At 75.6% G+C, this 13,856-nt stretch carries 16 protein-coding genes; 14 read left to right on the top strand and 2 right to left on the bottom strand.

What is annotated here, in order from left to right; translation table 11 throughout:
• Positions 1 to 142: 142 nt before the first annotated feature.
• From ACGFZ2_RS00420 to ACGFZ2_RS00370, 11 genes are all read left to right on the top strand, one after another.
• Entirely contained in the window at positions 143 to 787 is a 645-nt protein-coding gene (locus ACGFZ2_RS00420) for a hypothetical protein (RefSeq protein WP_393448584.1), read from the top strand.
• Positions 787 to 1,533 carry a hypothetical protein gene (locus tag ACGFZ2_RS00415; RefSeq protein ID WP_393448581.1) on the top strand — a complete coding sequence of 249 codons (747 nt, stop codon included), beginning with the start codon at positions 787 to 789 and terminating at the stop codon, positions 1,531 to 1,533. Before ACGFZ2_RS00420 ends, ACGFZ2_RS00415 begins: the two co-directional genes overlap by 1 nt.
• On the top strand, positions 1,530 to 3,119 hold the full coding sequence (locus ACGFZ2_RS00410) for a contractile injection system protein, VgrG/Pvc8 family (protein WP_393448578.1): 1,590 nt from the start codon (positions 1,530 to 1,532) through the stop codon (positions 3,117 to 3,119). The genes ACGFZ2_RS00415 and ACGFZ2_RS00410 overlap by 4 nt, the downstream gene beginning before the upstream one ends.
• On the top strand, positions 3,119 to 3,457 hold the full coding sequence (locus ACGFZ2_RS00405; RefSeq protein ID WP_393448575.1) for a hypothetical protein: 339 nt from the start codon (positions 3,119 to 3,121) through the stop codon (positions 3,455 to 3,457). The genes ACGFZ2_RS00410 and ACGFZ2_RS00405 overlap by 1 nt, the downstream gene beginning before the upstream one ends.
• Positions 3,454 to 3,954, top strand: a complete 501-nt coding sequence (locus ACGFZ2_RS00400; RefSeq protein WP_393448572.1) for a GPW/gp25 family protein — start codon at positions 3,454 to 3,456, stop codon at positions 3,952 to 3,954. Before ACGFZ2_RS00405 ends, ACGFZ2_RS00400 begins: the two co-directional genes overlap by 4 nt.
• Entirely contained in the window at positions 3,951 to 6,593 is a 2,643-nt protein-coding gene (locus tag ACGFZ2_RS00395; RefSeq protein WP_393448569.1) for a putative baseplate assembly protein, read from the top strand. Before ACGFZ2_RS00400 ends, ACGFZ2_RS00395 begins: the two co-directional genes overlap by 4 nt.
• Entirely contained in the window at positions 6,574 to 7,089 is a 516-nt protein-coding gene (locus ACGFZ2_RS00390; RefSeq protein WP_393448566.1) for a phage tail protein, read from the top strand. Before ACGFZ2_RS00395 ends, ACGFZ2_RS00390 begins: the two co-directional genes overlap by 20 nt.
• Positions 7,086 to 8,015: a hypothetical protein gene (locus tag ACGFZ2_RS00385; RefSeq protein ID WP_393448564.1), complete on the top strand. Its 930-nt coding sequence runs from the start codon at positions 7,086 to 7,088 to the stop codon at positions 8,013 to 8,015. The genes ACGFZ2_RS00390 and ACGFZ2_RS00385 overlap by 4 nt, the downstream gene beginning before the upstream one ends.
• Positions 8,012 to 8,470 carry a hypothetical protein gene (locus ACGFZ2_RS00380; protein ID WP_393448561.1) on the top strand — a complete coding sequence of 153 codons (459 nt, stop codon included), beginning with the start codon at positions 8,012 to 8,014 and terminating at the stop codon, positions 8,468 to 8,470. Before ACGFZ2_RS00385 ends, ACGFZ2_RS00380 begins: the two co-directional genes overlap by 4 nt.
• 16 nt (positions 8,471 to 8,486) lie before the next feature.
• Positions 8,487 to 9,257: a hypothetical protein gene (locus ACGFZ2_RS00375; protein ID WP_393448558.1), complete on the top strand. Its 771-nt coding sequence runs from the start codon at positions 8,487 to 8,489 to the stop codon at positions 9,255 to 9,257.
• 90 nt (positions 9,258 to 9,347) lie between these two features.
• Entirely contained in the window at positions 9,348 to 10,076 is a 729-nt protein-coding gene (locus ACGFZ2_RS00370) for an HD domain-containing protein (protein WP_393266435.1), read from the top strand.
• A 128-nt stretch (positions 10,077 to 10,204) separates the two neighbouring features.
• Here the strand turns inward: ACGFZ2_RS00370 and ACGFZ2_RS00365 are convergent, their stop codons facing one another.
• On the bottom strand, positions 10,205 to 11,212 hold the full coding sequence (locus tag ACGFZ2_RS00365) for a DUF559 domain-containing protein (protein WP_393448555.1): 1,008 nt from the start codon (positions 11,210 to 11,212) through the stop codon (positions 10,205 to 10,207).
• A 578-nt stretch (positions 11,213 to 11,790) separates the two neighbouring features.
• Between ACGFZ2_RS00365 and ACGFZ2_RS00360 the strand changes: the two genes are divergently transcribed.
• Entirely contained in the window at positions 11,791 to 12,699 is a 909-nt protein-coding gene (locus ACGFZ2_RS00360; protein ID WP_393266441.1) for a hypothetical protein, read from the top strand.
• Here the strand turns inward: ACGFZ2_RS00360 and ACGFZ2_RS00355 are convergent.
• Positions 12,665 to 12,904, bottom strand: a complete 240-nt coding sequence (locus ACGFZ2_RS00355; RefSeq protein WP_393448552.1) for a winged helix-turn-helix domain-containing protein — start codon at positions 12,902 to 12,904, stop codon at positions 12,665 to 12,667. The two genes, ACGFZ2_RS00360 and ACGFZ2_RS00355, sit on opposite strands and share 35 nt — an antisense overlap.
• A gap of 371 nt (positions 12,905 to 13,275) precedes the next feature.
• Between ACGFZ2_RS00355 and ACGFZ2_RS00350 the strand changes: the two genes are divergently transcribed.
• Together ACGFZ2_RS00350 and ACGFZ2_RS00345 are read left to right on the top strand one after the other, a co-directional pair.
• A complete protein-coding gene (locus ACGFZ2_RS00350; RefSeq protein WP_393266604.1) occupies positions 13,276 to 13,512 on the top strand; it encodes a DivIVA domain-containing protein in 237 nt (78 codons plus the stop codon).
• On the top strand, positions 13,509 to 13,826 hold the full coding sequence (locus ACGFZ2_RS00345; protein WP_393266447.1) for a hypothetical protein: 318 nt from the start codon (positions 13,509 to 13,511) through the stop codon (positions 13,824 to 13,826). The genes ACGFZ2_RS00350 and ACGFZ2_RS00345 overlap by 4 nt, the downstream gene beginning before the upstream one ends.
• Positions 13,827 to 13,856 lie beyond the last annotated feature (30 nt).

The raw sequence follows: 13,856 nt of genomic DNA, 5'->3' as shown, positions 1-13,856 counted from the left end.
GCCGGAAGCGGTGACCCGCCGGGGCACGCCGGCCACCAGCCGCCCGGCCGGCGGCAGCACGGGCCCATGGTCGGCCGGCGACCGACGCACCCACGGCCCGACGGGCGGGGCACCCGACGCCAACGGGCCGTCGCCCGAGATCTTGGTACGAACTGGCCCCTGGAGCGGCCGTTCCGTACCAAGATCTGCGGCGTCCCGAGGCGCGACCGGGGCCACCGCGTACGTCGGGGCGGCCAGGGCGCGGGAGGCGTCGTCAGGCACCCCGGGCAGAGAAGCGGCGACAGGAGCCGGGGCGGGGGCCCGGGTTCCGCTGTCGTACGACGGGACGGGACACCCAGGGGCCGACCGGCTGCGACCCGCGTCCGGGCATCGACACCAGCCGGCGGCTACCGGAGGAGGCCCCGATCCTGTCGGTGGCGCCGGGCTGAGAGCCGCGCCGTGGGAAGGCCGGGCAGGCCGGTGGGACGGCACCCGAGGCCGGTGGGACGGCGGCGGCGAGGCCGGCGTACCCCCGTCGGGGCGGCCGGACGCGACCGCGCCCTGGCCGGCGCTGCCCGACGCCGACGGTGCGGGACCGGCGCGCGCCGGCGGGCCGGAGCGGGCCGACGGGCCGGAGCGGGCCGACGGGCCGGAGCGGGCCGACGGGCCGGAGCGGGCCGACGGGCCGGAGCGGGCCGACGGGCCGTGGCCGGCGCTGCCGGACGACCGGCCGCTGTGGACGGTGCCCGCGCCCGCCCTCGACGACGAGCGCGTCCGCCGGCTGGACCGGGAACAGGCGGGTGGCTGATGGAACGGGTCGCCTTCCTCATCGACGCCACCGGCGAGCGGGTGGACTGCCTGCTCAACCCGGAGACGGTGCAGGTGACCCGGCTGGCCGGCGTGCGCCACCGGGGCACCGCGGGTGGGCAGCTCACCGGGGCCGGGCTCGCCGACGACCCGCTGGTCTTCACCGGCGGGGGCCGCACCGAGCTGGTGCTGGACCTGCTGTTCGACGTGGACTTCGCCGAGGGCCAGGTTCGACCGACCGACGTGCGGGCGCTCACCCGCCCGCTGTGGATGCTCGCCGAGAACTCCGCCACCGAGCACGGCTGGCTCCGGCCGCCGCTGGTGCGGCTGGTCTGGGGCAAGACCTGGAACGTGCCGGGTGTCGTCGTCGCGGTGGCCGAGCGCTTCGACGCGTTCACCGCGACCGGCTCGCCGCACCGGTCCTGGCTGCGGCTGAAGCTGGTCCGGGTCGCGGAGGACGCCGACCGGGCGCGGGAGGGCTTCGCGGCGGAACTCGCCGCGGCGAGCACCCCGACCGCCGCGCCGGGCGGCGCCGTGGTGGCCGCCGGCGACGGCGCGACCGGGCCCGACCACTCGGGCGTACGCTTCGACCTGCTCGCCCACGACGCGCTCGGCTCGCCGCTGCGGTGGCGGCTGCTGGCCGAGCACAACCGGATCACCGACCCGCTCGCCGTGCCACCCGGTACGCCGCTGGCGGTCCCGCCGCAGCCGGCCCCGGCCGCCCAACCCCCGGCGGGTGCGCCGTGACCGCCGCGCGCGCGCTCGCCGTGCTGCTCGACGGGGCTCCGCTGCCGGACGGGGCGGCCCGCCGGCTGGTGTCGGCCCGGGTGGCGGCCCGGCTCGACCGGCCGACCCAGTGCGAGGTGGCGCTGACCACCGCGCCCGGCGCCGCCGCGCTCACCCCGCCGGTGCGCACCGGGGCGAGCCTGGAGCTGCGCCTGGACGGTCATTCCGACGCCCTCTTCGCCGGCGAGGTCACCTGCGTCGAGGTCGAGTACGCGGCCGACGGCGCGGCGCTGCTGCGGGTGCGGGCGTACGACGCGCTGCACCGGCTGCGCCGGCGGCAGCGGCTGCGGGTGTTCGAGGCGGTGACCGCCGCCGACCTGGCCCGCGAGCTGTGCGGGGACGTCGGGCTGACCGTGCACGCCGAGGCCGACGGCCCCCGGCTGGAGCGGCTGTCCCAGCACCGGCACAGCGACCTGGAGTTGCTGCGGGAGGTGACCGGGCGGGCCGGCCTGCACGTGGTCGCCGACGGCGACCGGCTGCGTCTGCTGACCCTGGAGGGCCACGGCGAGCCGGTCGGTCTGGAGCTGGGCCGGGGGCTGCACTCGCTGCGGCTGTCGACCAACCTCGACACGGCCGGCGGGGAGAGCAGCGCGCTGGGCTGGCACCCGCAGCGGGCCGAGCCGATCAGCCAGCAGGTGGGCACGGCCCGCAGCGGCCGGCGGATCGTCGCCGACCCCGACCCGGCAGACGTGGGCGCGGACGGCGTACGGACCGCCGTGGACCAGCCCGGGCGGGGCGACGACGAGTTGGCCGCGCTCGCCCAGGCGCGGCTGGACGCGCGGGTCGCCGCCCTGGTCACCGCCGAGGGGGTGGCCGACGCCGACCCCGCGCTGCGGCCCGGCCGGCGGATCGCGCTCACCGGCGTGCCCGCCGCCGTCGAGGGGACGTACGTGCTGACCGAGGTGGTGCACACCGTCGACGCGGCCGGCCCGCTGAGCCGGTTCTCCACCGCCCCTCCCCCGGTCCCGCCGGCCGGGCCGCCCGCCCCGGCCGTGGTCACCCTCGGCCGGGTCACCGACGTGGCCGACCCCGAGGGGCTGGGCCGGGCCCGGGTCGAGCTGCCCGCGTACGGGGGGCTCGACGCCGGGTGGCTGGCCGTGCTCTGCCCGGGGGCCGGCCCCGGCAAGGGCCTCGTGGCGCTGCCCGACCCCGAGGACGCCGTGCTGGTGGTGCTGCCCGGGGGCGAGCCGGCGTCCGGGATCGTGCTCGGCGCGCTGTTCGGCGCCGCCGGCGCGTACGACGCGGGGGTCGACGACGGGCGGGCGCGACGCTGGTCGCTGCGGACGGCGCGCGGCCAGTCGATCGTGGTCGACGACGCCGCGCGGAGCCTGCGGCTGGCCACCGAGGGCGGCAGCTGGCTGGAGCTGACCCCCGAACTGGCCACCCTGCACGCCGCGACCGACCTGGTGCTCTCCGCGCCCGGCCGGGCCATGGTCGTGCGCGCCCGCAGCGTGGACTTCCTGCACGCGGAGGCGGCCGAGGACCCGGCGACCGCCGCGCAGCGGGCCCGGACGCTGGCCCGCGCCCACCACGAAGGAGGCGGCTGATGCGCTGGATCCACCGCGACTCGCTGATCAGGTGCGACCACGACGGGCGGGTCGGCAACCGGGCCTCGCAGGACTGGGTGACCGTCGCCGGCGTGCCGGTGCTGGTGGACGACGACCCGGAGGGCCGGGAGATCACCGCCTGCCCGAACTACGGACCGACGATCAAGCCGTGCGGGAAGACCCTGCGGGTGCGGGTCGGCTACAGCGCCTGGGTGCGCGTCGGCGGCCGGCGGGTGGTCCTGTCCCACCTCGACGGGTTCACCGACGGTACCCCGCCCGGCCTGGTGCACCACCGGGTACGCGACCCCCGGCAGGGCTTCCTGGGGGCGGACCGGTGAGGGCCTTCCGGTTCGTCGGCGCCGGCTTCGACCCCGGGCGGGGCGGCGGGCTCGCGCTGACCGCCGCCGGCGGCCTCGCCATGACCGAGGGCGACGAGACCGTACGCCAGGCGTTGTTCCTGCTGCTCGCCACGACCCCGGGCGAGCGGCTGATGCGTCCCGGGTACGGCTCCCGGCTGCACCGCCTCGTCTTCGCGCCGAACGACGACACCACCGCCGGGCTGGCCATCCACTACGTCCGGGCGGCCGTCGCCCGGTGGGAGCCCCGGGTGGAGGTCCTCGACGTCGACGCCGGCCCCGACCCCGACGAGGAGTGGCGGCTGGTGATCCGGCTCGACTACCGGATCCGGGCCAGCCTCGCGCCGGGGCAGTTGGTGTTCTCCGTCGACCTGCTGCCCGCCGACGACCCGGAGCGGGAGGTCCCCGACGCCGGTCACCTCCCGGCCGGCGGCCCGCCACCGCCCGGCCGGGTGCCGCCGGAGGGAGGAACGTCATGACGCTGCCCGTGCCGCACCTGGACGACCGCGCCTTCCTGGACCTCGTCACCGAGGCCCGGGAGCGGATCCGGCAGTCCTGCCCGGGCTGGACCGACCTGTCCGCGCACGACCCGGGCATCGCGCTGCTGGAGGCGTTCGCGCACCTCACCGAGGTGATGATCTACCGGCTCAACCAGTTGCCCGAGAAGGCGTACGTGGCGTTCCTGAACCTGCTCGGGGTGGCCCGGCACGCCCCGACGGTGGCCTGGGCGGACGTCCGGTTCGCCCGGTCCGGCGGCGACCGCGGGCCGGTCCGGATCCCGGCCGGTACCCGGGTCGCCGCCGCGCGCGGGGCCGACCCCCGGCCGGTCGTCTTCGTCACCACCGAGCCGGCGCTGCTGCCGGCCGGGCAGGACGAGGTCACCGTCCGGATGCACCACTGCGAGCCGGTGGAGGCGGAACTGCTCGGGGTCGGCACCGGCCAGCCCGGTCAGGTGCTGCGCGCCGCCCGGGCGCCGCTGGCGCGCACCGCCGAGCCGCTGGACCTGCTGCTCGGCGTCGAGGTGCCGGCCGGGACGGTGGAGCTGGGCGCCGCCGCCCGCGAGCACGACGGCCGCACGTTCGAGATCTGGCGGCCGGTGGACAGCTTCGCCGGGCTCGGCCCGCAGGACAGGGTCTACCTGGTCGACCGCTGCTCCGGCACGGTCACCTTCGCCCCCGCCCTGGACCTGCGTGACCCCGCCGACCCGGGAGGCCCGGCAGCCGCGGCCGGCCCGCCGGGCAGCCGCGCCACGCCGGCGGACGGCCCCGTGACCGTCGCCGCCGTTCCGCCGGCCGGGCGGCAGGTGCGGCTGTGGTACCGGGCCGGCGGCGGGCCGGCGGGCAACGTGGCGGCCGGCACGCTGACGAGCCTGCGCGACCCGCTGCCCGGGGTCCGCGTCGACAACCCCGCGCCGGCGGCCGGCGGGCGGGAGATGGAGTCCATGGAGTCGGCGCTGCTGCGCGGCCCGTACGAGTTCTTCGCCCAGCAGCGGGCGGTCACCGCGCGGGACTTCGAGGTGCTCGCCACCGGCTCCGGGGCCGTGGCCCGGGCGCGCGCCTTCACCCGCGCCGCCGTCTACAGCTTCGCCCGGCCCGGCGAGGTGGAGGTGGTGCTGGTGCCGTACGTGCCGGAGACGGCGCGGCCCGGCGGGCGGCTACCGGTGGCGGTGCTGCGGGAGCACGAGGTCGACCAGGCCCGCGCCCGGGTCGAGGCGGACCTGGAGCGCCGCCGCGCCCTGGGCACCTCCTGCCGGGCGACCTGGGCCCGCTACAAGGCGGTGTCGGTGCGGGCCCGCGTGGTGGTGCGCCGGGAGGAGGACGTCGAGGCGGTCCGCCGCCGCGTCCACGACCGGCTGCACTCCACGCTCAGCCCGCTGCCGACCCCGCTCAACCCGGCCGGCTGGGCGTTCGGCGAGCCGCTGCGCGCGTCGAACGTGTACCGGCTGCTGGAGCACGCCGAGCCGGGGGTGCGCTACGTCGAGTCGGTCCGCTTCGTCGTCGACGAGGCGCCCGACGCGCAGGTGCGTACCCTCGCCGTGGACCAGTACCAGCCGCGGACCTGGTACGCCGGGCGCGGACCGGTGCTGTTCCGCTCCACCAACGCGGGCGCCGGCTGGGAGCCGGCCGGCCGGTTCGCCGACGGCGAGACGGTGCTGCGGGTGACGCCCGCCCCCGCCCCGGTGCGCCCCGGCATCGTGCCCCGGCCCGGCTCGGTGGCGGTCGCCACCGTCCGCGCCGACGGCGGTTCCCGGGTGCACCTGAGCACCGACCTCGGCGAGACGTGGTCGCTGCTGACCGACCTGGACTCGCGGGTCTCCGACCTGGCCTGGATCGACCGGGACGGCGCGGGCGCGCTGCTGGTCGCCACCGACACCGGCCTGTACGAGGTCTCCCTGCTGCCCGGCGCGGTGCCGTTGCAGATCCTGGTCGACCCCGGCGACGCCGACCGCGGCTTCTACGCCGTCCGCGCGTTCGTCTCCGAGCGGGGCGCGCCGGGCGTGGCGGTGGCCGCGCAGGCCGGGTTCGGGGTCTACCTGTCCACCCAGGCCGGCCGCCCGGGCAGCTTCGCCCACGTCGGGCTGGCCAACGTCGACAACCGCGTGCTCGCCGTCCAGTACGACGGCCCGGCCACCCTGTTGTGGAGCGGCGCGGGCGAGCCGGACCCGAAGAAGCCCGGCCAGGGCTGCCGGCGGGCCCGGCTGTTCGAGTCCGACGTGCAGTGGCAGGCGGTGCAGTCCGGCTGGATCGGCGGCACCTGCCGGGACCTCGCGTTCTCCGGGCCGCTCGCGGTCGCGGCGACGCAGAGCGGCGGGGTGCTGCGGCTGGACACCCTCGCCGCCGCGCCACAGTGGGCGCCGGTGTCGGTCAACTGCGGGCTGCCGCTGCGGGACCGCACCCGGTTCGTGCCGGTGGACGCCGTCGCCGCGACCGGCGGCCCGGACCGGCTGATCCTGGCCGGCGGCGAGCGCGGGGTGCACCGCAGCACCGACGCGGTCGACTGGGCGGCCAGCGCCAACCAGGCCACCGCCGACGTGGTGACCGTTCCCGACACGTGGCTGCTCTGCTCCGGCGAGCACGACATCGAGGTGGTGCGGCAGGATGCGACGCGCGGGGATTGAGCGGCTGCTGCCCGCGGCGTACCAGCGGGCCTGCGTGCCGGGCAGCGTGCTGTGGGCGCTGCTGGACGTCATGGAGGCGCTGCACGCCCCGGACGAGGCGGTCCTCGCCGACGTCGACGCGCTGTTCGACCCGTACCGGTCCCCGGACGGGATGGTCGCCTACCTGGCCCGCTGGGTGGCGATGGACCACGTGGTCGCCTCGCCCCGGCCGGACGCCCCGCCGCCGCTGCCGCTGGGCCGGCTGCGGGACCTGGTGTCCCACGGCGCGCTGCTGGCCCGCTGGCGCGGCACCCCGTACGGCATGCGCAGGGCCCTGGAGGTGGCCACCGGGACGGGCGGCTTCGCCATCGACGAGCCCCGGGACCGGCCGTTCCACGTCGTGGTCACCGTGCCGCCGGCCGCGGCCGGGCAGCTCGCCGTGATCACCCGCATCGTCGAGGCGGAGAAGCCCGCGTCGACCACCGCCGAGATCGTCGTCGCAGAGGAGCCACCATGACCACCGAGTGGGCGGTCGTCGCCGCCGCCGAGCAGTTCACCCTGGACGCCCGCAACACCGGCGAGCTGACGTTCACCGTCTCCAACCCGGGCGCGGCCCCGGACACCGTCGTCTTCGACGTGGCGCCCGGCGACGGCTCGCAGCGGTCCTGGTTCACCGTCACCGAACCGCAGCGGGTGGTGCCCGGGCAGGGCTCCGTCTCCTTCCTGGTCCGGCTGACCGTGCCGCCGGGCACCGCGCCCCGGCGCTACGACATGACCGGGTTCGCGTACTCGGCGAACACCGCGCCGGAGGAGAGTTCCCGCTCCAGCGGGCGGGTCACCTACGAGGTCCGGGCGGTCGCCCCGCCCCGGCGTACGCCGTGGCCGTGGATCGCCGCCGCGGCGGCACTGGTCCTCGTCGTCGGCGCAGCGGTGGTCTGGCTGCTGGCCCGCGACGGAGAACCGGCGCCGGGCGAGCCGCGGGTGGTCACCGTCGAGGCGGAGAGCCTGGTGGCCGGCGCGGTGCTGGGGCCGCCGATGGGCTCGTCGGTGGCGGTGGAGGTCCAGCCCAACTGCTGCGGGGTGACCTGGTCGGAGGACGCCCAGCTGTTCTTCCAGGGCCGCGCGATCGGCGACCAGGTGAGCGTGACGGTGGAGATCCCCGCCGACGGCACCTGGCGGTTCGCCGCCGTCCGCACCACCTCGTTCGACTACGCCAACACGGTCTTCACCATCGACGGCACCCAGGTCGGCGGCGCGTTCCTCGGCTTCACCCCCGAGGTGCGGAAGACGGACTGGGTCGACGTCGGCACGGTAGCGCTGACCCGGGGGCCGCACCGGGTCACGCTCGTCGTGGTCGGCAAGACCCAGGGCACGGACCGCTACTTCGCCGGCGTCGACGCGATCCGGTTCACCGAGGTCCCCTCGCCGGCCGACGCCCGATGAGCGGCGGGCAGAAGGCGCTGCTCGCGGCACTGGGCGTGCTGCTCGCGGCGCTGTTCGCGGTCGCCGTCGGGGCCGGCCGGGACGACACCGGCGACCCCGGCGCCCCCTCCGGGCTGGTGGAGCGGCTCGGCCGGCTCGGCGGCGGGCGCGCCGCGGTGGACCCTGCGACGGTACGGGCCGACTGCGCCGAGGCCGGCCGGCTGGTCTTCACCGGCACCTGCGTGCTGCGCGTGGCCGACCCGGGCGGGCTGCGGACGCTGGTCCTGCGCAGCCCAGCCCCGTTCACGGTGGAGGCGCCGGCACCCGGGGACGCCGAGTTCACCGTCCGCGACGAGGTCACGCCGGCCGCCGACGGCACCGGGGCGGTCGCCCGGATCGCCGTCGACCGCGCCACCGACGTGCTGCTGAGCTGCCCCGGCGTCGGCGGCTGCGCCGTCACGGTCACCACGTCCTGACCCATCGGAGGCCGACATGGGTGAGCTGCGCAAGCCGTTCCTGCTGCTGGCGATGCTCGCCGTCGGCCTGGCGCTCGGCGTCGAGGTCGGCGCCGGGCTGCTCGTCGGCGGCGGCGACGCCGGCGCGGCGCTGCGGGACAGCGCCGGGGCGCTCGACGTGGCGATCGCCGACGTGTCCGGGGTCAGCGAGCCGTCCGGCCGGGGCACCGGCTACCTGGCCCTGGTCGACGCGGTCGCGGTCTGGAGCACCGGGCTGTTCTGCCTGAGCCTGGTGCTGCCGGACCGGGTCCAGGGCCGGGTGCAGGGTGTCGCGACGCTGGTCTTCTCGATCGTGCTGATCGTCGTGGCGTTCGTCGCGCTGCTGGTCGCCTTCGTCGAGCTGACCGTCATGGTGTCGCTGTTCCTGGCCCCACCGTTCGGCACGCTGGCCTACCTGGCCCTGTGGGGGTTCTTCCCGGTCGGCGACGCCTCGGTGCTGCTCGGGCTGGTGCTGCTGCTCAAGCTCGCCTGGGCCGGGCTGCTCGTGGCGGCCCAACCCCGATTCTTGCAGAACAAGGGCCTGGTGCTGCTCGCCCTCACCACGCTGCTGTGCACCGTCGTGCTGGAGTTCCTGCACCGGCTGGTGCCGGTGATCCTGGTCAGCGTCGTCGACGACCTCGGGGCGCTGGTCTTCGCCGTCGTCGCCGTCGTCTGGGGGCTGGTGCTGCTGATCGGCTCGATCCCGGCCATCGTCAAGGCGGTCCGGGTCAGCGGCGCCGCCGAACGCTCCGGCGACGGCCGGGCCTGAGCCCCGCGCCGGCCCTCGTACGCGGGGCGGTGCGTCGGGCACCCGACGCCAGGGGCCCGCGGCATGGTGAAGATCGGCTATAAGTGGCGCATGGAATTTCCCGCCTACCTGGCCACCATGCCGATGCACGCGATCACCGAGATCCACGGCGAGCCCGGCCTGTTGGCCCGGTTCCGGCTGGAGCTGCGCGCGTTCGACGAGGCCGCCCGGGAGCGGCTCACCGAGGCCCTCGACCTGGCCGCCGAGCTGCACCGCGACGACCGGCGGGTACGCGAGCCCTACCTGAACCACCTGCTGCGGGTGGCGATCCGGATGATGCACCACTACCAGGTCCGCGACGTCGACGTGATCGTCGCGGGCCTGCTGCACGACGCGGTGGAGGACCACCCCGACGAGCTGGCCGGCGAGCACGCCGGCGACGATCCGACCGCCGCCGCGCTGGCCGTCCTGGCCGAGCGGTTCGGCCCGCGCGTGGCCCGCCTGGTCGGCGCGGTCACCAACCCGGCGTACGACCCGGGGCGCGACAAGCACGTCCAGTACCGGGAGCACGTGGCGGCCAGCCTGGCCCGGGAGCCGTGGGCGCGGGTCATCAAGATCTCCGACTTCACCGACAACGGGGTGGGCGTCATCCACACCGTCGGGCCGAAGGTGGCCTCGTCGGCGGCGAAGTACCGGCCGCTGGTGCCGGTCTACCGGGACCTCGTCACCCGGCCGGACACTCCCCTGTCGGCGCCGGTGAAGCGGCACATCCTCGACCAGCTCGACCTGGCCGAGGAGCGCTTCAGCGCCATCCTCGACCAACCGGTCCACCCGAACTGACGATGCTCCGGGGTGGGGCGCGCGTCCCGCTGCGGCGGCGCCTCGCGCCGCCGCACCGATCAGCCCCATGATCAGTTGATGGAGAACCGTCGCCGAGGCGGGCATTCGGACGGGTTCCGATCAACTGATCATGGGAGCCGGCGCCGGGTGGCGAGGATGGCGAGGGTTTCGCGGCGTACGTCGTCAGGGTGGTGCAGCAGGCGGCGGTGGGTGAAGCGGACCACGAGGATGCCACGGGTGGCGAGCAGGGCGTCCCGGCGCAGGTCGATTTCGCGCTCGCGCGGGTCGCCGTGGGTCGTCGCGCCGTCCAGCTCGATGTTCACCTGCTCCGCCTCGGCGTACAGGTCGAGGTAGACGACGCGGCCTCCCACCTGCACCCGCGCCTGCCGAAGGAACGCCGGCATGCCGGGGCCCGTGAAGACCCGGTCGTGGCCCCAGATCTCCAGCGGGCTGCGGCAGCCTGCGGCGAGCCGGTCCAGCAGCCCGCGCAGCGTGGCCCGGTCCGCCAGTCTCGGCACGCCCTCCAGCGCCGTACCGATCCGTTCCGGCGTGGTCAGTCGGTCGTTGACGGCGCGGATGACCGGGCCGGCGCGCTCGACCACGGGCAGCAGCGGCCAGGCGACGACCAGCGACCGGTCCAGCCGGGTGACCGGCGCGCCGTTTCGGACCAGCGCGTGCGGGGGATGCGGGGCGAACCGGCGCCGGTGATGCACGAGCAGGTGCGGGCGGTTGCGCAGCCCGGACGTGATCGGCACGTCGATGTGCAGCGGCTCGCCCGCGGGTTGCCGCCGCAGGCCCCACACGTCGAGCGCGGTGAGGTGGCTCAGTGCGCCCCGCCCGTCGGCGTACGTTAGCGCCGCCCGTCGGGCCAGGGCCGGCGCGATCCGGGCGAGCGGCGGCACGATCGCCCGGGTGAGCGGTGCGGTGTCGACAGCGCTGCCGGCTCTTGCGGCCGGTGAGGTGCGCTGCGGATTGTCGACCAGGGCGGCGTCGACGTAGACGCCGGGCAGCAGCCGGAGCAGGCGGCCGGAGCGGCAGGCGCTCTCCAGCGTCGAGCGTGGTCGGCACCGGAGCACGTCGTCCCGGGTCACCAGCCCACCACCGCGCTCGACCAGCGCCTGGATGACGGAGTCCATGCCCCGACGGTGCCGCGCCGTCCGCTTTCCCACCAGCGCGATCGGCACCGGTGTGGACGACGCGACCGCCTGTGGACAGGCTCCGCAGGGGCGGCTGACTGTGCTATGGACCAGGCCGAGCGCCACCTCGTGCTCGTGCGCTCGCGACGAGCCCGACGAGCCCGACGAGCCCGGCCAGCCCGGCCAGCCCGACGAGCCCGGCCAGCCCGGCGAGCCGCCAGGGCCGCCAGGGCCGCATGTCGATGGGCTCTCGGAGCAGCGGGCAGGGCTGGCTGTGACATGTCGATCGCCGTGACGGGCACCGCCGCGGGGCACCGGATGGCATGCAAGATGCCCGGATAGCCGCATTTGTCAAAATATCTTGATTGGACGCTCTCACCTCCGCGCGGCGGGAGCCAGTCTGGCCGCCGCCTTGTTAACTTCAGGACGGATCATCACGTCACGGACGACGAGTCGATGCTGCTCATCGCCCTGGCGTTCGTCGGTCAGGAGCCCATCCCCGCCCGGACCCGCACCAGAGGGAGCCGCCCAGCCTGGCCGCTCACGCAGAGGAAGACCGCGACGAGGGGAGGGCTGACGTGACCGACACCCCCAGCCCCGAGTCGACACCCTCGGAAGGCTGGAAGAAGCGCGGCAGCCGCGCGCTCGGGGCCGCGCGGGACGTGGGCAAAGACGTCGGCGAGTGGTCGAAGAAGCGCTGGAAGAGCCTGCACGCCACACTCCAGCGGCTGGAACTCGCCCCGGCGCCGGACCCGCCCGCGCCCGGCCGGGTCGTCGAGCAGCGAAGGGCGGAGCCGATCGTGGTGCCGGCCCGAGGTTACGTCTTCACCTTCACCGTGCAGGCCACGTTCACCTGGTCGTCCGTTGGGCTGCATCCCGAGTTGTTGAGCTGGCACGCCCAGTCCTTCATGCCGCACGCGACGCAGAGGTTGGCGCGTTTCGCGGCCGAGCGTTCCCGCAGCTTCCCACCGCACGCCGCCAGGGAACTCGAAGAGGAGTTGCAACAGAGGCTGCGCGCGATGGAACCGTGGCCCTACACCCGGAACGGCAGGAAGCTCACGTGTGAGCCCGACGCCTGGGTGCAACTCGACGACCGCGTCAAGGCCGCTCTCCTACCGTACGCGGAGGCGCGACTGAAACTGGAGCACGAGCTCGACGTACACCTCAGACAGGCCCGCAGCGCCGAGCAACTCAGCCGCAGGTGGATGACGATCCTGCAGAGGCACGTCGACGGCCTCGCCGCCGACCAGGCGGCGCAGGGGCTGGAGGACGAGCTGACCAGGGCGCTTCAGGAGATGACGGCGAGGCGGAAGGCCGCCGCCCAGTGGATCGAGGAGCTGCTCGGCCACCGGTTGCGCCACGACGGCACCCCACACGAAGGAGGCGGGTCGGACGGCACCATGGACCGTCCGGGCCAGGAGCTTCCGGAGCCGCCGAGCGACCCGCCGACCGCTACGGCTCCCGCATCCAGGTCTTCGGGTCGGTGACGAAGATGCCCTTGCCCTGATGTCGCCGGATGACGCGCAACGCTTCGAGCCGGACGTAGACCATCTGGATGGTGGAGGTGCCCACCTTGTAGTCCGCCGCGATCTGGGCGATCGACGGCAGCTTGTCTTCGGGCTTGAGCCTCTTCGCCCGGACAGCGGCGATGATGTCGTCGGCGATGCGGATGTAGTCGGGTGTTGTAGGCATGGCGCTCCTTGCGTGGCTCGCCAATTCGATCACGAACCGCCCACGAACGACAACAACCAGTGGTTGACTTAAACGGCTAAGCCGTTAGTGTGGAAACCGGGCCGCTCCTCGCGTGGCAACGAGTTCGGCTCATCCCCCGGTCGGGGCGGGCGTGGGTGCCCGCCCCGACCCGACGGGCTGCTCTGCTGTCGTACCGCTGACCCGAGAGCTGCGACGGCGGAGCGGGCGGGTCGTCCGCGGCCCCCGCGCGGACGACCCGCCCTTCCATGCCCACGGCAGGGAGCCTTCGCTCCCGCCTTCCCGGAGAGAGGATCGTCGTGGCTCAGGTGTATCGAGGTGGCCGGCTCTCCGGAGGCGGCTACCCGGGCCGGATGACGCCCCACGAGGTGCGGACCCGGGAGTTCGCCGCCCGCCGACGGGGCGTCGACCCGGTGGAGGTACGCGAGTTCCAGGCCCGGGTGGCCGACGAACTCGCCATGCTCAACGAGACGGTACGGCTGCTCACCCTGGAGAACGACCGGGTGAGGCGGGCGCTGCGCGACTGGCAGACCCTGCACGCGCGCGAGTGTCGGCCGCCGCAGGAACACCCCGACCACGGCCGCTGGTGACCGCGCGCCCCTCCCCCGGCGACCTGCTCGTCATCGACGGCCGGGCCTCGGTGCAGTTCGCCGGGGAGCGCGCCCTGACCTTCCGCGTCGTCTCGGTGTCCGAACAACCGACGTATGACGGCTGGATCTGGCTGACCGGTTACGTCCTCGACCGTCGCGGCGAGGCGACCGCCAAGCGCGAGGTCTACGTCCGACTCGCCGGCCTCCGTCCGTCACCGGTCCCTACGCGCAGGAGTCGCAGACACCGCTCTTCGCCGGCACGCCGCCACCTGCCGGCAGAGGCGGTGCCGGCCGCCCAGCAGATGAGAGCGTAGGGGCCGCCGCACGGCGGGAAGGCCCGGCGG

It is taken from the genome of Micromonospora sp. NPDC048063 (genome assembly GCF_043202855.1).
GTDB lineage: Bacteria > Actinomycetota > Actinomycetes > Mycobacteriales > Micromonosporaceae > Micromonospora.
The sequence above is the reverse complement of the archived record's forward strand: the minus strand, read 5'-3'. Positions and strand labels throughout refer to the sequence as shown.